Source organism: Enterobacter sp. SGAir0187 (genome assembly GCF_002952735.2).
In the GTDB taxonomy this organism is placed as follows: domain Bacteria; phylum Pseudomonadota; class Gammaproteobacteria; order Enterobacterales; family Enterobacteriaceae; genus Enterobacter; species Enterobacter quasiroggenkampii.
In genome coordinates, this window is sequence record NZ_CP025034.2 from 1,074,844 (window position 1) to 1,100,315 (window position 25,472).

Annotated in this window: 19 protein-coding genes; 11 read left to right on the forward strand and 8 right to left on the reverse strand. The window is 58.9% G+C overall.

From position 1 onward, the window contains the following. Positions 1-124: 124 nt before the first annotated feature. On the forward strand, positions 125-1,450 hold the full coding sequence (rimO, locus tag CWR52_RS05225; RefSeq protein ID WP_008501203.1) for a 30S ribosomal protein S12 methylthiotransferase RimO: 1,326 nt from the start codon (positions 125-127) through the stop codon (positions 1,448-1,450). 63 nt (positions 1,451-1,513) lie between these two features. Here rimO and gsiD read toward each other — a convergent pair whose 3' ends face one another. Genes gsiD through iaaA form a run of 5 tightly spaced genes read right to left on the reverse strand, consistent with a single transcriptional unit; the run spans position 1,514 to position 7,736 of the window. After that, positions 1,514-2,425, reverse strand: coding sequence for a glutathione ABC transporter permease GsiD (gene gsiD, locus CWR52_RS05230; RefSeq protein WP_021240948.1), 912 nt, complete (start codon positions 2,423-2,425; stop codon positions 1,514-1,516). A 1-nt stretch (position 2,426) separates the two neighbouring features. After that, on the reverse strand, positions 2,427-3,347 hold the full coding sequence (gene gsiC / locus CWR52_RS05235) for a glutathione ABC transporter permease GsiC (protein WP_104949039.1): 921 nt from the start codon (positions 3,345-3,347) through the stop codon (positions 2,427-2,429). Between the two features lie 5 nt (positions 3,348-3,352). Then, positions 3,353-4,891: a glutathione ABC transporter substrate-binding protein GsiB gene (gene gsiB / locus CWR52_RS05240; protein ID WP_104949040.1), complete on the reverse strand. Its 1,539-nt coding sequence runs from the start codon at positions 4,889-4,891 to the stop codon at positions 3,353-3,355. A gap of 23 nt (positions 4,892-4,914) precedes the next feature. Beyond that, positions 4,915-6,786, reverse strand: coding sequence for a glutathione ABC transporter ATP-binding protein GsiA (gene gsiA, locus CWR52_RS05245; protein ID WP_104949041.1), 1,872 nt, complete (start codon positions 6,784-6,786; stop codon positions 4,915-4,917). Between the two features lie 11 nt (positions 6,787-6,797). Then, positions 6,798-7,736 (reverse strand): beta-aspartyl-peptidase, encoded by a 939-nt coding sequence (gene iaaA, locus CWR52_RS05250; protein WP_104950892.1) that lies wholly within the window; start codon positions 7,734-7,736, stop codon positions 6,798-6,800. Positions 7,737-7,923: 187 nt separating this feature from the next. On the opposite strand from iaaA, the gene moeA reads away from it, so the two are divergent. Together moeA and moeB are read left to right on the forward strand one after the other, a co-directional pair. Next, positions 7,924-9,156, forward strand: a complete 1,233-nt coding sequence (moeA, locus tag CWR52_RS05255; protein ID WP_104949042.1) for a molybdopterin molybdotransferase MoeA — start codon at positions 7,924-7,926, stop codon at positions 9,154-9,156. 1 nt (position 9,157) lies between these two features. Next, on the forward strand, positions 9,158-9,910 hold the full coding sequence (moeB, locus tag CWR52_RS05260) for a molybdopterin-synthase adenylyltransferase MoeB (RefSeq protein ID WP_104949043.1): 753 nt from the start codon (positions 9,158-9,160) through the stop codon (positions 9,908-9,910). A gap of 93 nt (positions 9,911-10,003) precedes the next feature. On the opposite strand, the gene fsa is transcribed toward moeB, so the two are convergent. Beyond that, positions 10,004-10,666 carry a fructose-6-phosphate aldolase gene (fsa, locus tag CWR52_RS05265; protein WP_104949044.1) on the reverse strand — a complete coding sequence of 221 codons (663 nt, stop codon included), beginning with the start codon at positions 10,664-10,666 and terminating at the stop codon, positions 10,004-10,006. A 128-nt stretch (positions 10,667-10,794) separates the two neighbouring features. On the opposite strand from fsa, the gene CWR52_RS05270 reads away from it, so the two are divergent. From CWR52_RS05270 to CWR52_RS05285, 4 genes are all read left to right on the forward strand, one after another. Next, positions 10,795-11,694 (forward strand): glycyl-radical enzyme activating protein, encoded by a 900-nt coding sequence (locus CWR52_RS05270; protein WP_104949045.1) that lies wholly within the window; start codon positions 10,795-10,797, stop codon positions 11,692-11,694. A 4-nt stretch (positions 11,695-11,698) separates the two neighbouring features. Next, entirely contained in the window at positions 11,699-14,131 is a 2,433-nt protein-coding gene (locus tag CWR52_RS05275) for a formate C-acetyltransferase/glycerol dehydratase family glycyl radical enzyme (RefSeq protein ID WP_104949046.1), read from the forward strand. A gap of 192 nt (positions 14,132-14,323) precedes the next feature. After that, the gene (locus CWR52_RS05280; RefSeq protein WP_104949047.1) at positions 14,324-15,139 is read left to right on the forward strand and encodes a Cof-type HAD-IIB family hydrolase; all 816 of its coding nucleotides are present in this window, start codon (positions 14,324-14,326) and stop codon (positions 15,137-15,139) included. 149 nt (positions 15,140-15,288) lie between these two features. Further along, complete coding sequence (locus CWR52_RS05285; RefSeq protein WP_104949048.1) at positions 15,289-16,545, forward strand: DUF1479 domain-containing protein; 1,257 nt, start codon at positions 15,289-15,291, stop codon at positions 16,543-16,545. Here the strand turns inward: CWR52_RS05285 and CWR52_RS05290 are convergent. After that, entirely contained in the window at positions 16,542-17,615 is a 1,074-nt protein-coding gene (locus CWR52_RS05290) for a LacI family DNA-binding transcriptional regulator (protein WP_104949049.1), read from the reverse strand. The genes CWR52_RS05285 and CWR52_RS05290 overlap by 4 nt on opposite strands. A 288-nt stretch (positions 17,616-17,903) precedes the next feature. Here CWR52_RS05290 and CWR52_RS05295 point away from each other — a divergent pair, with 288 nt between their 5' ends. Both CWR52_RS05295 and CWR52_RS05300 read left to right on the forward strand, forming a co-directional pair. Continuing rightward, complete coding sequence (locus CWR52_RS05295; protein ID WP_104949050.1) at positions 17,904-19,205, forward strand: MFS transporter; 1,302 nt, start codon at positions 17,904-17,906, stop codon at positions 19,203-19,205. 17 nt (positions 19,206-19,222) lie between these two features. Further along, complete coding sequence (locus tag CWR52_RS05300) at positions 19,223-21,586, forward strand: TIM-barrel domain-containing protein (RefSeq protein ID WP_129546950.1); 2,364 nt, start codon at positions 19,223-19,225, stop codon at positions 21,584-21,586. 91 nt (positions 21,587-21,677) lie between these two features. On the opposite strand, the gene CWR52_RS05305 is transcribed toward CWR52_RS05300, so the two are convergent. Continuing rightward, on the reverse strand, positions 21,678-23,273 hold the full coding sequence (locus tag CWR52_RS05305) for an ABC-F family ATPase (RefSeq protein ID WP_028021392.1): 1,596 nt from the start codon (positions 23,271-23,273) through the stop codon (positions 21,678-21,680). A gap of 222 nt (positions 23,274-23,495) precedes the next feature. Here CWR52_RS05305 and ldtB point away from each other — a divergent pair, with 222 nt between their 5' ends. Then, a complete protein-coding gene (gene ldtB / locus CWR52_RS05310) occupies positions 23,496-24,416 on the forward strand; it encodes a L,D-transpeptidase (RefSeq protein ID WP_032649383.1) in 921 nt (306 codons plus the stop codon). A 242-nt stretch (positions 24,417-24,658) separates the two neighbouring features. Next, positions 24,659-25,468 carry a glycosyltransferase gene (locus CWR52_RS05315; protein WP_024908699.1) on the forward strand — a complete coding sequence of 270 codons (810 nt, stop codon included), beginning with the start codon at positions 24,659-24,661 and terminating at the stop codon, positions 25,466-25,468. The last annotated feature ends 4 nt before the right edge of the window (positions 25,469-25,472 follow it).

Sequence of the window (25,472 nt, forward strand, 5' to 3'; positions counted from 1 at the left end):
TAACATTATTTACAATGTTACAACCTCGGCCCGACGCATCCGCCTTGCAAAGAGTGTATAAATCCCCCGCGATACGCTGTAAAATCCCGCCCTGATAACTCCATAATTGATGAATTTTTAACCTATGAGCAATGTTACGCACCAGCCGAAAATCGGCTTCGTCTCCCTGGGCTGCCCGAAAAACCTGGTGGATTCCGAACGCATCCTGACCGAACTGCGCACCGAGGGCTATGACGTGGTGCCAAGCTACGACAACGCCGATATGGTGATCGTTAACACCTGCGGGTTTATCGACAGCGCGGTCCAGGAGTCACTGGAAGCCATCGGTGAAGCGCTGACCGAAAACGGCAAAGTGATCGTGACCGGCTGTCTGGGCGCGAAAGAAGACCAGATCCGCGAAGTGCACCCGAAGGTGCTGGAGATCACCGGCCCGCACAGCTATGAGCAGGTGCTGCAACATGTTCATCACTACGTGCCAAAACCCAAGCACAACCCGTTCCTGAGCCTGGTGCCAGAGCAGGGCGTGAAGCTGACGCCGCGCCACTACGCGTACCTGAAGATTTCCGAAGGCTGTAACCATCGCTGCACCTTCTGCATCATCCCGTCCATGCGTGGCGATCTGGTGAGCCGTCCCATTGGCGAAGTGCTGGCTGAAGCCAAACGTCTGGCCGATGCGGGCGTGAAGGAGCTGCTGGTCATCTCCCAGGATACCTCTGCCTACGGCGTGGACGTGAAGCACCGCTCCGGTTTCCACAACGGCGAGCCGGTGAAAACCAGCATGGTGGGCCTGTGCGAGCAGCTGTCTAAACTCGGTATCTGGACGCGTCTGCACTACGTTTACCCGTACCCGCACGTTGACGACGTCATCCCGCTGATGGCGGAAGGCAAGATTCTGCCTTACCTGGACATCCCGCTGCAGCACGCGAGCCCGCGTATCCTGAAGCTGATGAAGCGCCCTGGCTCCGTTGACCGCCAGCTGGCCCGCATCAAGCAGTGGCGTGAGATCTGCCCGGACCTGACCCTGCGCTCCACCTTTATCGTCGGCTTCCCGGGTGAAACCGAAGAAGACTTCCAGATGCTGCTCGACTTCCTGAAAGAAGCGCGTCTGGACCGTGTCGGCTGCTTCAAGTACAGCCCGGTGGAAGGCGCAACCGCCAACGAGCTGGCGGACCAGGTGCCGGAAGAGGTGAAAGAGGAGCGCTGGAACCGCTTCATGCAGCTTCAGCAGCAGATCTCTGCCGAGCGTCTGCAGGAGAAAGTGGGCCGCGAAATCATGGTTATCATCGACGAAGTGGACGAAGAAGGCGCGATTGGCCGCAGCATGGCGGACGCCCCTGAAATCGACGGTGCGGTGTACCTGAATGGCGAAACCAACGTTAAGCCGGGTGATATTATTCGCGTGAAGGTTGAAAACGCCGACGAATATGACCTGTGGGGTAGCCGGGTTTAATCTCCCCACTCCGCTTTTGTAGGCCGGGTAAGGCGTAGCCGCCACCCGGCACATTTCACTGCACTACCCCTTTATCCTCGGATCCAGCGCGTCGCGCAGCCCGTCACCTAACAGGTTAAACGCCAGCACGGTCAGGAAAATCGCCAGGCTCGGGAAAATCGCCACGTGCGGCGCAATCACCATATCGGCCCTCGCCTCGTTCAGCATCGCGCCCCACTCCGGCGTCGGAGGCTGTGCCCCTAACCCCAGAAACGACAGGCTGGCCGCCGAGATAATCGACACGCCAATACGCATGGTGAAATAGACCACGATGGACGACACCGTCCCCGGTAGAATATGGCTGAAGAGGATGGTCGCATCGCTGGCCCCCATACTGCGGGCCGACTCGATAAAGGTCTGCTGTTTCAACACCAGCGTGTTGCCGCGCACCAGGCGAGCGAACGCCGGAATCGAAAACACCGCCACCGCAATGATGACATTCGCCATGCCGCTGCCCATGATCGCCACCACGGCAATCGCCAGCAGAATGCCGGGGAAGGCAAACAGCACGTCGCAGATGCGCATGATGATGCGGTCCCACCAGCCTTCATAATACCCGGCAACCAGCCCCAGCACGATCCCGATGGCCGCGCCGATCAGCACCGCGAACACCCCGGCGGCGAGCGAGATCTGCGCCCCTACCAGTACCCGGCTAAAGATATCCCGCCCGAGGGAATCCACGCCGAACCAGTGGAGCATCGAGGGCCCGTCGTTCAGGCGGTCGTAGTCAAAATAATTTTCCGCATCAAACGGCGCCACCCACGGCGCCACGATCGCCACCACAATCAGCAGCAGCACGAACAGCCCCGCGGTCATCGCGACCGGCTGACGGCGGAAACGCCGCCAGAATTCAGACCACGGGGTGCGGATGTGGTCCGGTTTGAGCCCCGGCATGGCGTTTAAAACAGCCTGACGTCGCCAGTTCAACAATCGCATCTTACTTATACCTGATGGCCGGGTTAATGGCGGCGTAGAGCACGTCCACCACTAAGTTGATAAGAATAAACTCCAGCGAGAAAAGCAGCACTTCCGCCTGGATCACCGGGTAGTCGCGCATCTCGACGGAATCGACCAGCAGGCGTCCCAGCCCCGGCCAGTTGAAGACCTTTTCCACCACGATAGAGCCGCCCAGCAGGAAGCCAAACTGAAGCCCCATCATCGTCACCACCGGGATCATCGCATTGCGGAACCCGTGCTTGAGAATGACCCACTTTTCGCTGACCCCTTTCGCCCGCGCGGTGCGAATATAATCTTCGCTCAGCACGTCAACGAACGAGGCGCGGGTAAAGCGGGCCATCACCGCCGACACGGCAGCCCCCAGCGTCATCGAGGGCAGAATGTAATGCTTCCAGGTATCGGCCCCGACGGTGGGCAGCCAGCCCAGCTCAACGGAGAAGATCTGCATCAGCAGCATCCCCAGCGCGAACGCCGGGAAGGAGATGCCGGTCACCGCCAGCGCCATGCCGAGCTTGTCCGGCCAGCGGTTACGCCAGACGGACGCCACAATCCCGGCGCCAAGTCCGAACACCACGGCCCAGCTCATGCTGGCTATCGTTAACCAGAACGTGGGCATAAAGCGGCTGGCGATCTCCTCCGACACCGGACGACGCGAGACCATCGAGATGCCAAAGTCACCCTGCAGAACGTTGCCAATATAGTGCAGAAACTGCATATAAAGCGGCTGGTCAAGACCCAGCTGTTTACGCACCAGCTCAATGACCGTGGCATCCGCTTCAGGCCCGGCAACCAGACGTGCCGGATCGCCCGGCAGCATGTGGACAAACAAAAACACCAGCACTGCCACAATCAGCAGCGTCGGGATAAGCCCCAGCAGGCGTTTACAAACATAATTCAGCATGAGGTTTATTTTAAATCCGCATCGTCAAAGCTAAAGCCCGTATCCGGCATGATGTAGAACCCGGTCAACGCTTTGTTATGGGCTGACACCAGTTTCTCCACCACCAGCGGCACCCACGGCGACTCTTTCCAGATGATGTCCTGCGCGTCCTTGTAGAGACGTGCTTTCTCCTCCGGTTTGGTGGTTTTCAGCGCATCGGCAAGGTCTTTGTCCACCTGCGGGTTGCTGTAGAACGCAGTATTGAACAGGGTTGGCGGCCAGTTCTGCGAGGCAAACAGCGGCGACAGCGCCCAGTCGGCTTCACCGGTCGAGGCCGACCAGCCGGTGTAGAACATCCGCACGCCGCTCTCTTTCTGCCCTTTCCCCTCGACCTCTGCCGCACGCTGTCCGGCATCCATCGCGGTGACCTGCGCCTTGATGCCGACCTGCGCCAGCTGCTGCTGGGTAAACTGCAGCACCTTCTGAGCGGTACTGTGATTATGCGAGGACCACAGCGTGGTGCTGAAGCCGTTCGGGAAGCCCGCCTCTTTCAGCAGCTCGCGCGCTTTGGCCGGATCGTACGGCCACGGCTGATAGCTTTGCGCATACGCGATAGCCGGCGGCAGCACGCCGGTGGCCGGGGTGGCATAGCCCGCAAAAGCGACCTTCACCAGCGCCTGACGGTTAATGGCGTAGTTAATGGCTTCGCGCACCTTCGGGTTATCGAACGGCTTTTGCGTGACGTTCATGCTGATGTAGCGCTGCATGATCGACGGGCTGGCGACCAGCTCCAGCTTACTATTTTTCTCCAGAATGGCGGCCTGCTCGTACGGGACCGGGAAGGCAAACTGCGCCTCGCCGGTTTGCAGCATCGCCGCACGGGTATTGTTATCCACTACCGGACGCCAGGTGATGGTGTCCAGCTTCGGCAGCCCTTTTTGCCAGTAGCCCGCATATTTCTTCACCTTCACAAAATCGGTCTGATTCCAGGTGACCAGCTCGTACGGACCGGTGCCGACCGGGTGGAAGCCGATCTCCTTGCCGTATTTCTTCAGCGCGGCAGGGGAAATCATTGCCGTCGCCGGATGCGCCAGAATATTGATAAACGCGGAGAACGGCTCTTTCAGGGTGATTTTTACCGTCGTCGGGTCAACCACCTCGGTTTTGGCGATGTTTTTATAGAGGTTATAACGCTTGAGGCTGTTTTCAGGATTGCTGGCGCGGTCGAGGTTTACCTTCACCGCGTCTGCATTAAAGTCGGTGCCGTCCTGGAACTTCACCCCGGTTTTGAGCTTAATGGTGTACACCAGCCCATCATCCGAAACGGTGTACCCCTCCGCCAGCACGTTTTTGAGCTTCATCTCTTTATCCAGGCCAAACAGGCCCTGGTAGAACGATTTCGCCACCGCCTGGGAGAGCGTGTCGTTAGCGTCATACGGATCCAGCGTGGTGAAGTTAGAGCCGACGGCGACCACCACATCTTTGGCAGCGAACGCGGGGGCAGCGGCCAGGGCTGCCGTCACGCTCGCGGCTAACAACCATCTACGCGCTACAAATGTAACCATTATGTTCTCCTGCCTGTTGAAAGTTATAACCGCGAAAAAGCATTGTCCTGACGCGGGGGAGCCACGAAATGACCCGGCCCGACCTCACGCAGCGCCACGCGCTCCACGGCCTCGCCGCGTTTACGAATATTGCTCGGCATTTCATCCTGCAGCAGCACGCGCTGGCCGTGACGATGCGCCGGGTCGGCAACCGGGACCGCCGCGATGAGCTTGCGGGTATACGGGTGCTGTGGGTTCTCGAACACCGCTCTTCGCGGACCAATTTCCACAATTTGCCCCATAAACATCACCGCCACGCGATGGCTGATGCGCTCGACCACCGCCATGTCGTGCGAGATAAACAGGAAGGCGATCCCCATATCCCGCTGTAAATCCAGCAATAAGTTGATGATCTGCGCCCGGATAGAGACATCCAGCGCCGAGACGGACTCATCAGCAATCACCACTTTCGGGTTCAGCGCCAGCGCGCGGGCGATGCAGATACGCTGCCGCTGCCCGCCGGAAAACTCGTGCGGATAACGCCAGGCGTGTTCCGGCTTCAGGCCAACGCGCTCCAGCAGCCACGCGACGCGACGCTGCGCCGCCTCGCCGTCGAGCAGGTTATGCACCCGCAGCGGCTCCATGATCGAATACCCCACCGTATGGCGCGGATCGAGGGAGGCATACGGATCCTGGAAAATAAACTGAATATCCCGCCGCACCGCCTGCAGCCTGCTGTCAGGAAGGGTATCAATGCGCTCGCCGTTAAAGGTAATGCTGCCCTCCTGAGAGGCCACCAGACGGAGCAACGCGCGCCCGGTCGTGGATTTACCGCAGCCGGACTCCCCCACCAGCGCCAGCGTTTCGCCCGGCCAGAGATCGAAGCTGACGTTTTCCACCGCGTGCACTTCGCGCTTCACCCGGTTCAGTACACCGCTGCGCAGCGGAAACCGGGTGACCAGATTGCGCACTTCCAGAATGGGCTTGCCCGGCACCACGGTGTCCTGTTCGCGCTCATCCTCCTGCTGCTCAGACGCCTCGAGAGAAATCAGGGGGAAGCGGCGCGGCAGATCGCTGCCGTTCATCGCCCCAAGACGCGGGACCGCCGCCAGCAGCGCTTTGGTGTAGGGATGCGCGGGCGCGTGAAAAATCTGCTCAACCGGGCCGGTTTCCACCGCGCTGCCCTTGTGCATCACCAGCACCCGATCGGCGATATCGGCGACCACGCCCATATCGTGGGTGATAAAGATCACCCCCATCTCCATCTCCTGCTGCAGGACTTTGATGAGCTGCAGGATCTGCGCCTGAATCGTCACGTCCAGTGCCGTCGTCGGCTCATCGGCAATCAGCACCGCCGGACGGCACGAGAGCGCCATGGCGATCATCACCCGCTGGCGCATACCGCCGGAAAGCTGATGCGGGTAGCGGCCGAGAATGGCCTGCGCCTCCGGAATGCGTACCAGCTCCAGCATGCGTCTCGCTTCCCTGAGCGCCTCATCGCCGCTCAGCCCCTGATGCAGGCGGATGGACTCGGCAATTTGTTCCCCCACCGGGAATACCGGGTTCAGGGAGGTCATCGGCTCCTGGAAGATCATCGCAATATCCGCCCCACGCACGCCCTGCATCTGCGCGCCGCTCAGCTCGTTTAAATCAATGACCTGGCGGTTACGGCGGCGCAGCAGCATTTTCTCGCTGCTGATTTGCCCGCCCGTCTGTTCCAGCAGGCGCATCAGCGCCAGCGCGGTGACCGATTTCCCGGAGCCGGACTCGCCAACAATCGCCAGCGTCTCGCCGCGCCTGAGCGTGAACGATAAATTCTGTACTGCGGGGATGAACTGCCGCTCTTCCTGAAACGCAATATTCAGCTGATGGACAGCCAGCACTTCGCGGTTGTCCAGCTCTTCACTGTGCGGCACGCGCTGCCCCCTTATTCACGATAAATCCCCGTGCTCGGCTCATCGCCGGCATAGCCCCAGGCGCGGTACATGCCTTCGCTGTTGAACGGCAGGGCCACGTTGCCCTCACGATCCACCGCAATGAGTCCGCCGATGCCGCCCAGGGCAGGTAATTTTTCCATCACCACACGCTCGCAGGCCTCGCTCAGGCTTAAGCCGCCGTAATCCATCAGCGCGGTAATGTCATAGGCCGCGAGAGCGCGGATAAACACTTCTCCGGTGCCGGTACACGACACCGCCGCCGTCGCGTTATTGGCATAGCAACCCGCGCCAGGCAGCGGGCTGTCGCCCACGCGTCCGGGCAGCTTGTTGGTCATCCCGCCCGTGGAGGTTGCCGCCGCGAGGTTGCCGACTTTATCCAGCGCCACCGCGCCGACGGTGCCCATTTTGCTGCGCTCATCCAGCGGCGCAGTATGGTCAAGCTGCGTCATGCCCGCCGAACGGGCGTCAAGCAGCTGCTGATAGCGGGCTTCCGTGGAAAACAGGTCAGGCGATACCGGCTCCATTCCGTGTTCGAAGGCAAACCTCTCCGCCCCCGCGCCCGTCAGCAGCACGTGCGGGCTCTCTTCCATCACCAGACGCGCGGCCAGCACCGGGTTACGCAGGTGGCTGACGCCTGCCACGGCCCCCGCTTTCAGGGTGATACCGTCCATCACGCAGGCATCCAGCTCGTGCGTTTCATCCCGGGTAAAGACCGAACCGATCCCCGCATTAAATAACGGGCACTCTTCCAGCAGACGCACCGCCTCGGTGACCACATCCAGCGCGCTCTCGCCCGCTTCCAGCATTTTCTGGCCCGTTTCCACAATGGCGTACAGCGCGTCAATGTAGCGCTTTTCCTGCTCGGGAGTGAGCTGTGCACGGGTGATTGCCCCTGCGCCGCCATGAATTGCGATTACCGCCTTAACCATTCGCATCACCCGTTAGCCTGTTTTGCGGCTTTTTCTATAAATATCATTATCGTCGACGAAACTTCAGATGATTTTTGAATATAGAAAGACGTAACAGTGATGTAAAGCGTGTACCCTTCGGTCATACAGTTAGCCGCACTTTTCTGCCATAATGGACGCTTTCGTTGTTACTCCGCAGGAGCCCACCATGGATTTTACCGCCGGACTGATGCCGCTTGAGACGGCACTCACGCAGATGCTTGACCGAGTTTCCCCGCTGCAAGACGTCGAAACGCTGCCCCTCATGCGCTGTTTTGGCCGTATTGCCGCACGCGATATCGTTTCTCCGCTTAACGTGCCGGGGTTTGATAACTCCGCGATGGACGGTTACGCGGTGCGCCTGGTGGATCTCCAGACGGGTAACGCCCTGCCGGTGTCGGGTAAAGCCTTTGCAGGTCAGCCATTTAGCGGTGAATGGCCTGCGGGCACCTGCGTGCGCATCATGACCGGCGCACCGGTTCCGCCAGGCTGCGACGCTGTAGTCATGCAGGAAGAGACCGAACAGACCGACGACGGCGTGCGTTTTACCGCGAGCGTCAAAGCGGGCCAGAACATCCGCCGTACCGGCGAGGACATTACCCTCGGCGCGACGGTCTTTGCCGCCGGACAGAAGCTGACGGTGGCGGAGCTGCCGGTGCTGGCCTCGCTCGGCATCGCGGACATCGACGTGATCCGTAAAGTGCGCGTCGCCGTCTTCTCCACCGGCGACGAACTGCAGCTTCCGGGCCAGCCGCTGCAGGACGGCCAGATTTACGACACCAACCGTCTGGCGGTACACCTGATGCTGGAGCAGCTGGGCTGCGAGGTGATTAACCTCGGGATTATTCCAGACAACCCGGAAAAACTGCGCGCGGCGTTTATCGAGGCGGATAAATCCGCCGACGTGGTCATCAGCTCCGGCGGCGTCTCCGTGGGCGAAGCGGATTACACCAAAACCCTTCTTGAAGAGCTGGGCGAAATCGCCTTCTGGAAGCTGGCGATCAAGCCGGGCAAGCCGTTCGCGTTTGGCAAGCTTTCACACAGCTGGTTCTGCGGCCTGCCGGGTAACCCGGTCTCGGCGGCACTCACCTTCTACCAGCTGGCTATCCCGCTGCTGGCGAAGCTTTCCGGCAACAAGGCCAGCCCGCTGCCAGAACGCGTGCGCGTGCGTGCCGCCACGCGGTTGAAAAAATCACCGGGCCGTCTCGATTTCCAGCGCGGCATTCTGACCCGCGGTGCGGACGGCGAGCTCGAAGTGAGCACCACCGGACATCAGGGCTCGCACATTTTCAGCTCCTTCAGTCTGGGCAACTGCTTCATCGTGCTGGAGCGCGAGCGCGGCAACGTGGAAGCCGGCGAATGGGTTGAGGTCGAGCGCTTTAACCACCTGTTCGGAGGCTGACATGACGGTGGAGCTGAGCGACCCGGAGATGATGCGCTACAACCGCCAGATCGTGCTGCGCGGGTTTGACTTCGAGGGTCAGGAAGCGCTCAAGGCGGCCAGCGTGCTGGTCGTCGGGCTGGGCGGGCTGGGCTGCGCCGCCGCGCAGTACCTTGCCGCGGCGGGCGTGGGAAAGATGATGCTGCTGGATTTCGATACCGTGTCGGTCTCCAACCTGCAGCGCCAGACGCTGCACAGCGATGCGACGGTGGGCCAGCCGAAAGTGGAATCCGCCAGGGCTGCGCTGGCGCGCATCAACCCCCACGTTCAGTTCACGCTGATTGACGCAATGCTGGATGACGACGCGCTGTTCGCACAGATTGCCCGGCACGACCTGGTGCTGGACTGCACCGATAATGTCGCCATCCGCAACCAGCTCAACGCGGGTTGTTTTGCTCACAAAACCCCGCTGGTCTCCGGCGCGGCGATCCGCATGGAGGGGCAAATCAGCGTCTTCACGTACGCCGAGGGTGAACCCTGCTACCGCTGCCTGAGCCGTCTGTTTGGCGAGAATGCGCTGACCTGCGTTGAGGCGGGCGTGATGGCGCCACTCGTCGGCGTGATTGGTTCATTGCAGGCAATGGAAGCGATCAAAGTGCTGGCGAATTACGGCACGCCCGCAGCGGGGAAAATCGTGATGTACGACGCGATGACCTGCCAGTTCCGCGAGATGAAGCTGATGCGTAACCCGGGATGTGAGGTGTGCAGCCAGTAAAAAAGTCGGGTGGCCGCTTCGCCTTACCCGACCTACGATTTTCTCCCTCTCCACGTGGGAGAGGGTTGGGGTGAGGGCATCAGGCCGCACCCGTCAGATCGACGTCCGTCCAAACGCCCCCTGCCAGTCCTGCTCAAACTTCACGATCGCCGCATCCACAGCCGGAGAGGTAATAAACTGCTGCGCCACGTCCAGCGGCAGCGTGATGGACTCGCACCCAGCCAGCAGGCAGTCCAGCGCCTGACGTGGGGTTTTAAAGCTCGCGGCCAGCACTTTTGACTGCGGGGCATGCAGCGTCAGCAGCTGCTGTAATTCCACCACGGTCTGGATCCCGTCCCCGCCCTGCGCGTCCACGCGGTTAACGTAAGGGGCCACATACTCCGCCCCCGCCAGCGCGGACAGCATCCCCTGCGCTGCACCGTAGACTGCCGTGCCCAGCGTCGGGATCCCTTCCGCCTTCAGCATCTTAATCGCCGCGAGCCCTTCTGCGCTCACCGGCACTTTCACCACCAGATCGTTAATGATAGCGCGCAGCTTACGCGCGTCCTCCACCATCCCTTCGGCGGTGGTCGCCATCACCTGCGCGAACAGACGCCCTTTCCCCCCCAGCGCGTCGTGCAGCGCGGGCAGCAGTTCGTCGAGCGGCGTTTTACCGGCAGCCACGATGCTTGGGTTGGTGGTCACGCCCGCCAGCGGGAAGATACGCGCCAGCTTTTTAACTGCCGCAACGTCAGATGTGTCGAGATAAAGTTCCATGATGTCACCCTCAAAATTAGCCTGCACTTACCCTATCACGACAAAACCTGCTCAAGAGTTGACCTGCATCAAGATAACTTTCATTCGAAAGTCATTTAATCTTCATATGCAAGATGAGAGGCGAAAACATGATCTTCAATATTCAGCGTTACTCTACCCACGATGGCCCCGGTATCCGTACCGTGGTGTTCCTGAAAGGCTGCTCGCTGGGCTGTCGCTGGTGCCAGAACCCGGAAAGCCGCTCCCGCAGTCGGGACGTGCTGTTTGATTCACGCCTGTGCCTGGACGGCTGCGACCTGTGCCAGCAGGCGGCACCGGGCTGTATCGAACGCGCGCTGAACGGGCTGGTCATTCATCGTGAGAAATTAAGTGAAGAGACGCTCGATGCCCTCACCGACTGCTGCCCGACGCAAGCGCTGACCGTCTGCGGTGAAGAACAGCAGGTCGACGAGATCATGGCGACCGTACTGCGCGACAAACCCTTCTACGACCGCAGCGGCGGTGGGATCACCCTCTCCGGCGGCGAGCCGTTCATGAACCCGGAGCTGGCGCAGGCCCTGTTTAAAGCCAGCCATGACCAGGGGATCCACACCGCCGTCGAAACCTGCCTTCACGTGCCGTGGCATTATATCGGGCCGTCATTACCGTACGTCGATTTGTTCCTCGCCGACCTGAAGCACGTCGACGGTGACGTGTTTAAACAGTGGACGGACGGTTCGGCTAAGCGCATCCTGGACAACCTGAAACGCCTGGCCGCCGCCGGGAAACAGATCACCATCCGCGTGCCGCTGATCCAGGGCTTTAACGCGGATGAAGCCTCCATCACCGCCATCACCAACTTCGCTGCCGATGAGCTCGGCGTCGACGATATTCATTTTTTGCCGTATCACACGCTGGGCATGAACAAATACACCCTGCTCGGCCAACCCTACTCTGCCCCTGACAAACCGCTGGATAACCCTGCCCTGCTGGACTTCGCGCAGCAGTACGCCTGCCAGAAAGGGTTAACCGCGACCTTACGAGGATAAACTTATGACAACCCTGAATCTCAATACCCTCAGCGAGCGCATTAAGGCCCACAAAACGGCGCTGGTGCATATCGTTAAGCCGCCGGTCTGTACCGAGCGCGCCCGGCATTACACCGAAATGTATCAGCAGCACATGGACAAGCCGATCCCGGTCCGTCGCGCTCTGGCGCTGGCGCATCACCTGGCCGAGCGTACCATCTGGATCAAACACGACGAGCTGATTATCGGTAACCAGGCAAGCGAAGTACGCGCCGCGCCGATCTTCCCGGAATACACCGTCTCCTGGATTGAGAAAGAGATTGACGACCTGGCGGACCGCCCGGGCGCGGGCTTTGCGGTGAGCGAAGAGAACAAGCGCGTGCTGCATGAGATCTGCCCGTGGTGGCGCGGCCAGACGGTGCAGGACCGCTGCTACGGCATGTTCACCGACGAGCAGAAAGGCCTGCTGGAAACCGGCATCATCAAAGCCGAAGGCAACATGACCTCCGGCGACGCGCACCTGGCGGTGAACTTCCCGCTGGTGCTGGAGAAAGGTCTCGACGGCCTGCGCGCCAAAGTGGCCGAGCGCCGCTCGCGCATCAACCTGACGGTGCTGGAAGACCTGCACGGCGATCAGTTCCTGAAGGCAATTGATATCGTGCTGGAAGCGGTGAGCCTGCACATCAAACGCTTCGCCAATCTGGCGCGCGAGATGGCCTCCACCGAAACCCGCGAAAGCCGCCGCGACGAGCTGCTGGCGATGGCGGAAAACTGCGACGTGATTGCTCACGAGCCGCCACAAACCTTCTGGCAGGCGCTGCAGCTGTGCTACTTCATTCAGCTGATCCTGCAGATTGAGTCCAACGGCCACTCCGTCTCCTTCGCGCGTATGGACCAGTATCTCTATCCGTACTACCGCCGCGACGTGGAGCTGAACCAGAGCCTGGATCGCGAACACGCCATTGAGCTGCTGCACAGCTGCTGGCTGAAGCTGCTGGAAGTGAACAAGATCCGCTCCGGCTCGCACTCCAAGGCTTCCGCCGGTAGCCCGCTGTACCAGAACGTTACCATCGGCGGCCAGAAGCTGGTCAACGGTGAGCCGATGGACGCGGTGAACCCGCTCTCCTACGCGATTCTGGAATCCTGCGGCCGTCTGCGCTCCACCCAGCCGAACCTGAGCGTGCGGTATCACGCGGGCATGAGCAACGACTTCCTCGACGCCTGCGTGCAGGTGATCCGCTGCGGCTTCGGGATGCCTGCCTTTAACAACGACGAAATCGTGATCCCGGAATTCATCAAGCTCGGCGTTGAGCGCGACGACGCCTACGATTACGCGGCCATCGGCTGTATCGAAACCGCGGTGGGCGGCAAGTGGGGCTACCGCTGCACCGGCATGAGCTTCATCAACTTTGCCCGCGTGATGCTGGCGGCGCTGGAAGGCGGGCGCGACGCCACCAGCGGCAAGGTGTTCTTGCCGCAGGAAAAAGCGCTCTCTGCCGGTAACTTCGACAATTTCGACGAGGTGATGGCGGCGTGGGATACCCAGATCCGCTACTACACCCGTAAATCCATCGAGATTGAGTACGTGGTCGACACCATGCTGGAGGAGAACGTCCACGATATTCTCTGCTCGGCGCTGGTGGACGACTGCATCGAACGCGCGAAAAGCATCAAGCAGGGCGGCGCGAAGTATGACTGGGTCTCCGGCCTGCAGGTGGGCATCGCCAACCTCGGCAACAGCCTGGCGGCGGTGAAGAAGCTGGTGTTCGAACAGGGCGTCATCGGTCAGCAGCAGCTGGCGGCCGCGCTGGAGGATGACTTCGAGGGGCTGACCCACGAGCAGCTGCGTCAGCGCCTGATCAATGGCGCGCCTAAGTACGGTAACGATGACGACAGCGTGGATATGCTGCTGACCCGCGCCTATCAGACCTACATTGAAGAGCTGAAGCAATACCATAACCCGCGCTACGGCCGCGGCCCGATTGGCGGTAACTACTACGCAGGCACCTCCTCGATTTCCGCGAACGTGCCGTTTGGCGCGGCGACGATGGCGACACCGGACGGACGTAAGGCGCACACGCCGCTGGCGGAAGGGGCAAGCCCGGCTTCCGGTACCGACCACCTGGGTCCAACGGCGGTCATCGGTTCCGTGGGTAAACTGCCTACCGAGGCGATTCTCGGCGGCGTGCTGCTGAACCAGAAGCTGAACCCGTCAACGCTGGAAAACGACAGCGATCGCCAGAAGCTGATGGTGCTGCTGCGCACCTTCTTCGAGGTGCATAAGGGCTGGCATATTCAGTACAACATTGTCTCGCGCGACACGCTGCTGGAGGCGAAGAAACACCCTGACCAGTATCGTGACCTCGTGGTGCGCGTCGCGGGTTACTCGGCGTTCTTCACCGCCCTGTCGCCGGATGCGCAGGACGATATTATTGCGCGTACTGAGCATACGCTGTAACGGTGTATCCCCTAAGGGGAAATGCGCACGCTGATGCCCTCACCCCGGCCCTCTCCCACGGGGAGAGGGAGAAAACACTAAAAACGGCAACCTCGGTTGCCGTTTTGCTTTTACTTTCGAATGAAATTAAATTTGTGCTCCCCGTCACCTTGTTATTAGAATGTTTCAAACGCAGTGACCCAGGAGCACAGTATGACCGTTAAAGTTATCGTCACCGATATGGACGGAACTTTTCTTGATGATGCCAAGCAGTACGATCGTGACCGCTTCCAGGCACAGTTTGAGCAGCTTAAAGCCCGCGACATTGAATTCGTTGTCGCCAGCGGCAATCAGTATTACCAGCTCATCTCCTTCTTTCCGGAGCTCAAAGATCGGATCTCCTTCGTGGCGGAAAACGGCGCGCTGGTGTTCGATCGCGGGGAGCAGATTTTTCACGGCGAGCTGACCCGCCATGAATCGCAGATCGTCATTGGCGAGCTGCTGAAAGATAAAGGGCTGAACTTCGTGGCCTGCGGGCTGGAGAGCGCATACGTCAGCGATAAAGCCCCGGACGCGTTCGTGGCGCTGATGTCAAAGCACTACCACCGCTTAAAGCGCATCAGCGATTACCGCGACATTGACGACGTGCTGTTTAAGTTCTCCCTGAACCTGCCGGACAGCGATATCCCTAATCTGGTGGATAAACTTCACGTCTCCCTGGACGGCATCATGAAGCCCGTCACCAGCGGCTTTGGTTTTGTGGATTTGATTATCCCCGGCCTGCACAAAGCCAACGGCATCAGCCGTCTGCTGAAGCGCTGGAAAATCTCTCCGCAAGAGTGCGTGGCCATTGGCGACAGCGGCAACGATGCCGAGATGCTGAAGCTGGTGAAATATTCCTTTGCGATGGGCAACGCGGCGGGAAGCATCAAAGAAATCAGCCGCTACAGCACTGACGATAACAACCATCATGGCGCGCTGAACGTCATTCAGGCCGTGCTCGACAACCATTCCCCGTTCGACGCCTGATCCTTTCCTCGCCGGAGCCTGGCTCCGGCTTCTCACTCTTTTTCCGTCCTGTGGCTTGCGTCAAGTTTTTAAACTTGCATTAACTTAATTTTAACTTAAAGTATCACTTGTAGACAATTTTACTTTCGAATGAAAGATGCGAGGCAGTTATGACCTTTACCAGTGAAACTTTGCCGACGGATCACAAAGCGGCAATCCGTCAGTTGAAACGTGAGCTGCGTGCGCAGATCGGTGACGTGCAGGCGGTTTTTAATAAGCTCAGCGATAAAATTGCCACCCGCGTGGCGGAAATTAACGCCCTTAAAAATAAAGGTGAATCCGTCTGGCCGGTGATCCCGTTTGCCGATGTAAAAAACGGCACGATTACCGACGCGCAGCGCGACGCCGTTAAACGCCGCGGCTGCGCGGTGATTAAAGGTCACTTCCCGCGCGAGCAGGCGCTGGCGTGGGATCAGTCGATGCTCGACTACCTCGATCTGAACAAGTTTGACGAGGTGTACAAAGGGCCAGGCGATAACTTCTTCGGCACCCTGACCGCTTCCCGTCCGGAGATTTACCCTATTTACTGGTCGCAGGCGCAGATGCAGGCGCGCCAGAGCGAAGAGATGGCGCAGGTGCAGTCGTTCCTGAACCGTTTGTGGACATTCGAGAGCAACGGCAAACAGTGGTTCGACCCGGACGTGAGCGTGATTTACCCGGACCGTATTCGCCGCCGTCCGCCGGGAACCACCTCGAAAGGGCTTGGCGCGCATACCGACTCCGGCGCGCTGGAGCGCTGGCTGCTGCCGGCTTACCAGCAGGTCTTTGCCCGCGTGTTTGACGGCAACGTCGAGAAATACGATCCGTGGAACGCCGCGCACCGTACCGAAGTGGAAGAGTACACCGTCGATAACACCACCAAATGCTCGGTGTTCCGCACCTTCCAGGGCTGGACGGCGCTGTCGGACATGATCCCTGGCCAGGGGCTGCTGCACGTGGTGCCGATTCCGGAAGCGATGGCGTACATTCTGCTGCGTCCGCTGCTGGACGACGTGCCGGAAGACGAGCTGTGCGGTGTGGCGCCGGGGCGCGTGCTGCCGATATCCGAGAAGTGGCACCCGCTGCTCATCGAGGCGCTCACCAGCATTCCGGCGCTCGAAGCGGGCGATTCGGTGTGGTGGCACTGCGATGTGATCCACTCCGTCGCGCCGGTGGACAATCAGCAGGGCTGGGGCAACGTGATGTATATTCCCGCCGCACCGATGTGCGAGAAAAACCTCGCCTACGCGAAGAAGGTCAAGGAAGCGCTGGAGACCGGCGCATCGCCGGGGGATTTCCCACGCGAAGATTATGAAAAGAGCTGGCAGGACCGCTTTACCGTGAACGATCTCAACATCCACGGCAAGCGCGCGCTGGGCATGGTCTAGCTGTCGTACAGCCCTTCCCGCTCCACGGCGGTGCGTCGTTTCCCCTGACGTATCCGCCGTACCGATTCCCGCACGGTCAGCGTGCCGTTAAGCAGTAACGTTCCTACCGGCGCGTCCGGGCGCATCAGCCGCTGCTGGAGCATATAAACCGCTTCCGTTCCCAGCTCGTCGCGGGGAACATGCACGGCCGTCAGCGGCACATCCTGAATCGCCGCCAGGTTAAACCCGTCAATGCTCATCACCGACACGTCCTGCGGCACGCGCAGGCCATGGTTTTGTAATGCGCTAATGGTGCCCGCCACCATAAAATCCCCGCCGACCAGGAACGCGGTTGGCAAATCCTTGCCCTGCATTTGGCTGAGCCAGCCGCTGACCACCTGTTCCGTTTCGCGCGCGCTGAAGCTGGGCACCACCAGCAGATCGCGTTTATCGCAGAACGTCAGGTTGTGGGACTGCCACGCGTCGCGGATCCCCGACAGGCGCAGCTCCATGGTGTAGCGACGCAGGCACAGGACGTTCATCACCTCACGGTGTCCCATCTCGAACAGGTATTCCGCCGCCCGCTCGCCAATGGCGCGGTGGTCCGGCGCAACGGCAGGCAGACGCATGTGCCGGTCGCGACAGTTAATCAGCATGCAGGGTTTACCCACATCCACAGCCAGATCGTGAATATGGGGATCGTCAATGCCGAGAAGGATTGCCGCCTGAGTATCCGGCTCATTCATGCGCGCCAAAAAAAGCTGGGCGTCGCTGTCGTTCTCTTCCAGCGCGCAGTAGCGCAGGCGCACATCGTGGGATGCCAGGCCTTTACTCACGCTCTGGATCACGCGGTAGTAAAAGATGTCGGACCGCTCGTCGAAGGCGCGCTGAGGAGCAAAAACCACCAGGCTATTGAGCAGCAGCCGACCCGCCGCCATGCCCTCCATCACCCCCAGCTCCCGCGCGCACGCCAGCACCTTTGCGCGCGCTTTTTCGCTGGTATTCGCTTTCCCCGCCAGCACCCGAGACACGGTGCTGATCGAGAGCTGCGTGCGAGCAGCGATTTCGGTGATTTTTAGCCTTTTGTCCATTTTGTGATCTGGCTCCATTTGCGAAATGAAAAAATTTTCATAGCGTGTTTGTCAGGAAATAACTGACATAAAGACCATCATGCCAGAGGGTTTACGTCGGTTATGAGAAATTTTGCACAAAATCCACTTTTGCCCACTCATTTTCTTCCTTAAGGTGAACTTGTCACACAACTTCCATACTAGTTGTATGCCAACTTAAGCGTATTAAACGGATAGAAATCAAAGGTATAAAAATCTGTGTGACACCTGAACCTCCGTCCCCTTACCGTCCGTCTTGTGGAGAGTAAAATGAGTCAGGACATCAATAACACCGTTGCGACAAGCAAAACCCGTCGCGTCATCAAGAACCTGCGCTGGTACGTGCTGGTGCTGTTCTTACTTGGCGTCACCGTTAACTACATCACCCGAAACTCCCTCGGGATCCTCGCCCCGGAACTGAAAGAGAGCCTCGGGATCACCACCGAGCAATACTCCTGGATCGTCGGCGCGTTCCAGATCGCCTATACCATTTTCCAGCCCCTGTGCGGCTGGTTGATTGACGTCATTGGCCTGAAGATTGGCTTTATGGTCTGCGCCGGGATCTGGGCGCTGATGTGTATTTTCCACGCGGGCGCCGGAAGCTGGCTGCACCTGGCCATACTGCGCTTCTTTATGGGGGCGTCAGAGGCCGCCGCTACCCCGGCGAACGCCAAAACCATCGGCGAATGGTTCCCGAAATCAGAGCGTCCCGTTGCCGCCGGCTGGGCGGGCGTGGGCTTCTCCATCGGCGCGATGCTGGCCCCGCCTATCATTTACTTTGCGCACGCATCGCTCGGCTGGCAGGGTGCGTTCATGTTTACCGGCGTGCTGGCGCTGCTGTGGGTGATCCTCTGGTGGGCGTTCTACCACAACCCGGAACAGCATCCGAACCTGAGCAAGGACGAGCTGGCGTTTATCAAGCAGGATAACGAACCGCCTGCCGTCAAACTGCCCTTCCTGACCGCGCTGAAAACCGTCTCGAAGAACAAACGCTTCTACGGTATCGCCATCCCGGCCTTTATGGCGGAACCGGCCTGGGCGGTGCTGAGCTTCTGGGTGCCGCTGTACCTTGCCAAAGAACACGGCATGGACCTGAAGCAGATTGCGATGTTTGCCTGGCTGCCGTTCCTCGCCGCCGACCTCGGCAGCGTGGCGAGCGGCTACCTGACGCGTCTGTACACCCGCCTGTTCGGCTGCTCCCGCGTGAACTCGGTCGTCGCCAGCTCCGTGACGGGCGCGTTCCTGATGATCTCGCTGGCCATCGTGGCCATTACCCGCGACCCGTACATCACCATCGTACTGATCTCCATCGGCGGCTTCGGGCACCAGATCATCTCCTGCATGCTGAGCGCCCTGGTCGTGGAGTCGTTCGACAAAGGCCAGATGGCGACCGTCAACGGCATGCGCGGCTCGGCGGCGTGGATCGCCAGCTTCCTGTTCTCGCTGTTAATCGGTGTGACCGCCGACAAAATCGGCTTTAACCCGCTCTTTATCGCCATGGGCTTCTTTGACCTGATTGGCGCTCTCTTCCTGGTAGCATTTATTGCTGAACGTCGCGCCAATCGCGCCTGATAGTGGATGTATTGCATATGAAAACCCTGAAAAACTGGACCGTTGATACGCAGTCGGCAAACCATCTGGAACTGCTGGTCGATAACCAGCACCGCCTGTGCCTGTATGTGCTGGAAGAGAATCTGTTCCGCGTGCTGATCAAACGCAAAGGCGAGCTGGCGCTGGACCGCACCTGGAGCATCGCCCCGGAACAAGACGTGCCGTGGGAAGGTCGCCGTCGTGACGATGTCAGCGGCTTCACTTGCCCGGCCTGGACGCTGACGCAGCAGGACGAGACGTTAACCGTGGCAACCGAACAGCTGCGCGTCACCGTGCACCAGCCGCTGTGGCTGGAGTGGCACTACCGCAATGAGGCGGGCGAGTGGCAGCCGCTGGTCAACGACCGCCCCACCAGCGCCTACCTGCTGAACGCCCACGGCGACGGCGTGGCGCACTACCTGAGCCGCCGCAAGGACGAGCGTTTCTACGGCCTGGGTGAGAAAGCGGGCGATCTGCAGCGCAACGGTAAACGCTACGAGATGCGCAACCTCGACGCCATGGGCTACAACGCCGCCAGCACCGACCCGCTCTACAAGCACATCCCGTTCACTATCGCCCGCCGCGACGACGTGAGCTACGGCCTGTTCTACGACAACCTGAGCAGCTGCTGGCTGGATCTGGGTAACGAAATCGACAACTACCACACCGCCTATCGCCGCTGGCAGGCGGAAGCGGGCGATATCGACTACTACATCTTTACCGGCAGGCGCGTGCTGGACGTCACCAAAGCCTTCGTGCGCCTCACAGGTAAGACGCTGTTCGGACCGAAATGGAGCCTGGGCTACAGCGGCTCGACCATGCACTACACCGACGCGCCGGACGCGCAGAATCAACTGATGAACTTCATCCGCCTGTGCGAAGAGCACGCCATTCCGTGCGACTCGTTCCAGCTCTCGTCCGGCTATACCTCCATCAACGGCAAGCGCTACGTCTTCAACTGGAACTATGACAAGGTGCCGCAGCCGAAGGTGATGAGCCAGGCGTTCCACGACGCGGGATTGAAGCTGGCCGCAAACATCAAGCCGTGCCTGCTGCAGGATCATCCGCGCTACAGCGAAGTGGCGGAGAGCGGCCTGTTCATTCGCGATTCAGAAACCGATGCACCCGAACGCTCCAGCTTCTGGGATGACGAAGGTTCGCACCTCGACTTTACCAACCCGCAGACGGTGCAGTGGTGGCAGAACGGCGTCACCACGCAGCTGCTGGAGATGGGCATCGACTCCACCTGGAACGACAACAACGAGTATGAAGTGTGGGACGGAGAAGCCCGCTGTCACGGCTTCGGCAAGGAGATCGCCATCAAGCATATTCGCCCGGTCATGCCGCTGCTGATGATGCGCGCCTCGCTGGAAGCGCAGCAGCGCTTTGCGCCGGAAAAACGCCCGTATCTCATCTCCCGCTCCGGCTGCGCCGGGATGCAGCGCTACGTTCAGACCTGGAGCGGTGACAACCGCACCAGCTGGGACACGCTGCGCTATAACATCCGCATGGGGCTGGGCATGAGCCTGTCCGGGCTGTTCAACGTCGGGCACGACGTGGGCGGTTTCTCCGGCGATAAGCCGGACGCCGAGCTGTTCGTGCGCTGGGTGCAGAACGGCGTGATGCACCCGCGCTTTACCATTCACTCGTGGAACGATGACCACACGGTAAACGAGCCGTGGATGTATCCGGGCGTCACGCCTGCCATTCGCGGCGCAATTGAGCTGCGCTACCGCCTGCTGCCGTATCTCTATACCCTGCTCTGGCAGGCGCACGAAGACGACGAGCCGATGCTGCGCCCGACCTTCCTCGACCACGAGCACGATGCGCAGACCTTCGAAGAGTGCGACGACTTCCTGCTGGGTCGCGACCTGCTGGTCGCCAGCGTCGTCGAAGCCGGGCAGCGCGAGCGCCGGGTCTGGCTGCCGGATAACGAAACGGGCTGGTATGATTTTTACACCCACGCGTGGTATGCGGGCGGTCAGTCGATCGTTCTCGACGCGCCGCTGGAAAAACTGCCGCTGCTGGTCCGCGCCGGAGCCGGTCTGCCGCTGAGCGAGCGCATCACGCATGTGAGTGCCGAAAAAGATACGACCCGCGAGCTGAAGCTGTTCCCGGTGAAAGGCGTAGGCACCACCTCCGGGCTGCTGTTTGAAGACGACGGCGAAAGCTGGGGCTACCAGAACGGCAATGCACTGTGGGTGGAATGGGAAATGGTGTGCGACGGCGCAACCATCAACCTGAAGGTGAACGCGCGTGGGGATTATCGTCCGGCATGGAAGGCGCTGAAGGTATCATTACCGGCGGGGGAAAAACGCACGCTGCGGGTGAACGGGGTTGAAGGGGGCGAGTGGGTGATGTAGTGCGGCCTGATGCCCTCACCCTAACCCTCTCCCACGTGGAGAGGGAATAGAACGTAGGCCGGGTAAGGCGAAGCCGCCACCCGGCTTTTTTTTAGTTCTCGATACCTTTACTGCGCAGGTAATCTTCGTAGTTTCCGGTGAAGTCCACCACGCGCTCTGGCGTAATTTCGATCACGCGGGTCGCCAGCGAGCTGACGAACTCACGGTCGTGAGAGACGAAGATCAGGGTACCCTGATACATCTCCAGCGCCATGTTCAGGGATTCGATCGATTCCATATCCAGGTGGTTAGTCGGTTCGTCCATCACCAGGATATTTGGTTTTTCCATCATCAGCTTGCCGAACAGCATGCGGCCTTTTTCACCACCGGAGAGCACTTTGGCGGGCTTTTTGATGTCGTCCTGGCTGAACAGCAGACGACCCAGAATGCTGCGCACCGCCTGCTCGTCGTCGCCTTCCTGCTTCCACTGGCTCATCCAGTCAAAGACGGTCAGGTCATTTTCGAACTCGTACTCATGGTCCTGCGCGTAGTAACCAATTTGCGCGTTTTCGGACCATTTCACGGTGCCGTTGTCCGGCTGCAGTTCGCCGACCAGGGTTTTCAGCATGGTAGATTTACCCACGCCGTTGGCGCCCAGAATGGCAATCTTCTCGCCCACTTCCAGCAGCAGGTTGAAGTTTTTAAACAGCGGGCCTTCATCGAAGCCTTTGGTAAGGGCTTCCACTTCCAGCGCGTTACGGAACAGCTTCTTGTCCTGCTCGAAGCGGATGAACGGGTTCTGACGGCTGGAGGCTTTAACCTCTTCCAGCTTGATTTTATCAATCTGACGCGCACGCGAGGTTGCCTGACGCGATTTAGAGGCGTTAGCGCTGAAGCGGCTGACGAAAGACTGCAGGTCGGCAATCTGCGCTTTTTTCTTGGCGTTGTCCGCCAGCAGACGCTCGCGCGCCTGGGTGGCCGCCGTCATGTACTCGTCATAGTTGCCCGGATAGACGCGCAGCTCGCCATAGTCCAGATCCGCCATGTGCGTACAGACCATGTTCAGGAAGTGACGGTCGTGCGAAATGATGATCATGGTGCTGTCGCGATCGTTAAGCGTCTGCTCCAGCCAGCGGATGGTGTCGATGTCCAGGTTGTTCGTCGGTTCGTCGAGCAGCAGGATGTCCGGGTTAGAGAACAGCGCCTGAGCCAGCAGTACACGCAGCTTCCAGCCTGGCGCGACTTCGCTCATCGGGCCGTAATGCTGTTCAACCGGAATACCCACGCCCAGCAGCAGCTCGCCCGCGCGCGCTTCCGCAGAGTAACCGTCCATCTCGCCGTACTGCGTTTCCAGCTCGGCCACTTTATAGCCGTCTTCTTCGCTCATCTCGGCCAGCGCATAGATGCGATCGCGCTCCTGCTTCACTTCCCACAGCTCCGCGTGCCCCATGATCACGGTGTCGAGCACGGTGAACTCTTCGAAGGCGAACTGATCCTGACGCAGCTTACCGATGCGCTCGTTCGGATCGAGCGACACGTTGCCGAGGGTCGGCTCCAGATCGCCGCCGAGGATCTTCATAAAGGTGGATTTACCGCTACCGTTGGCACCAATCAGGCCGTAACGGTTGCCGCCGCCAAATTTGACGGAAATGTTTTCGAACAGCGGCTTACTGCCAAACTGCATAGTGACGTTGCTGGTAACTAACACGGGGAGATTCCTGCGAAAAGTGTGATAAACACGGCATTATGCCACAATTCCGAATTGAGATCCCGTGTTGCGGCAATCCACTAAACTTTAACAAAATCGAAAAAAATGTGATTTCGTACACATCTGAATTCCCTGTAAGCGGGAATGCACATATAATGCGCTCCCATCACAGATTCAGACTTATCAACTCATCGCCAGAATGGCTTAGATACCTCGCACAACATGAACATGAAATTAACAGCGCTTTTTGCGGCGGCGTTAGCCGTAGTAGGTTTTTGTAAGACCGCGTCTGCGGTGACGTATCCCCTGCCGACCGACGGAAGCCGTCTGGTGGGTCAAAACCAGGTGGTGACGGTTCCTGAAGGTAACTCTCAGCCGCTGGAGTATTTCGCGGCGCAGTACCAGCTGGGTCTGTCTAACATGCTGGAAGCGAACCCGGGCGTTGACCCGTACCTGCCGAAAGCGGGTACCGTGCTGAATATCCCTCAGCAGCTGATCCTGCCGGATACCGTTCATGAAGGTATCGTAATTAACAGCGCCGAAATGCGTCTGTATTACTACCCGAAAGGCACCAACACCGTGATCGTGCTGCCAATCGGTATCGGCCAGCTGGGTAAAGACACCCCGCTGAACTGGACCACCAAAGTTGAACGTAAGAAAGCGGGCCCAACCTGGACGCCGACGGCTAAAATGCACGCGGAATACATCGCTGCGGGCGAACCGCTGCCAGCCGTTGTGCCGGCAGGCCCGGATAACCCGATGGGTCTGTATGCCCTGTACATTGGCCGTCTATATGCGATTCACGGCACCAACGCTAACTTCGGTATCGGCCTGCGCGTGAGCCACGGCTGCGTGCGCCTGCGTAACGACGACATCAAGTTCCTGTTCGAAAACGTGCCGGTCGGTACGCGCGTGCAGTTCATCAACGAACCGGTGAAAGCAACGTCTGAGCCAGACGGCAGCCGCTACATCGAAGTGCACAACCCGCTGTCCACCAGCGAAGACCAGATCAACAACAACGAAGTCGTTCCTGTTACGCTGAACAGCGCGGTACAGGCGGTAACGTCTCAGCCAGACGTTGAAACGGCGATTGTTGACCAGGCCGTTCAGAACCGTTCCGGTATGCCGGTGCGTCTGAACTGATCACGCTGAATCAATAACGTATCTTATAAGACCCCGTATTATCGGGGTCTTATTGCACTGTAATCTCCACCACGCTGACCCTTTCTGAACAGCAATTACTGCCGTAAGTGCCTTTCTTGCCATTTTCTGCTAACCCGGCGGGGTTACATCTAATCCTCTAAGTGTTATGATGCGCCCACTTATAAAATCAGTTTTATCTGGTTTTATAAGGTCTTTTTATCTCCTGGAGCACGCATAGTTCGATGATTAGCATTAACTTAACAACAACAAAATCGCGCCTTTATCTCTGTTCGCAAACAGTGTGGTCACTGGCGAACCAGAGTAAGAAGGTCGATCAAATTGTTGTGTGGGTCTCCAGTACACCTTATCTCAGTGACGAAGGTATCACTGAGGAGCCGGAGTGGGCGCAGAAAATTCGCCAGACGGGCACCAACCTGGTTTTTAAATGGGTTAAGAACACCGGCCCTTATCGGAAATTGTTTCCGGCGTTGCAAGCAGCAACCGAAGACGATATTCTGATTTATGCCGATGATGACGCAATCTATAACGAAATTTGGGCAGAAACACTGCTGGATGATTTTTATCGCCACAATCAAAAATATGTGGTTGCCGCGCGGGTGCGTGAAACAGTAAAGAAGAAGAAAGAACTTCTTGATACCTATCGTAATTTCCCGCTTATCACCGTGCCAAAAGTCGTTGAGCAGAACTATATCATCACCGGCCTTGGTGGCGTTGTGCTCAAGAAAAATATGATCCCGGAATATTTCCATTTTAACGAAGATTTTATTACGGTTTGTCCTCGCGCGGATGATATTTGGATCAGCAAACTGATTCAGCTAACCAAAACACCTGTCTATGTTTCTGCACAAAGCATTCGTTTTGTTCATGAAATAATCCATGACTATGGATTATCGCGCGAGAATACCAGCAAAATAAAACGTTCCTGGTTTCAAAAAATCCGTTTTACATTTAAGCCTGGTCAAATACAGCATCTGTGTCAGAACGATCTTTACATAAAAGACACAGACAGCTATTTCGAGTCGTGCGCCTGAAAGA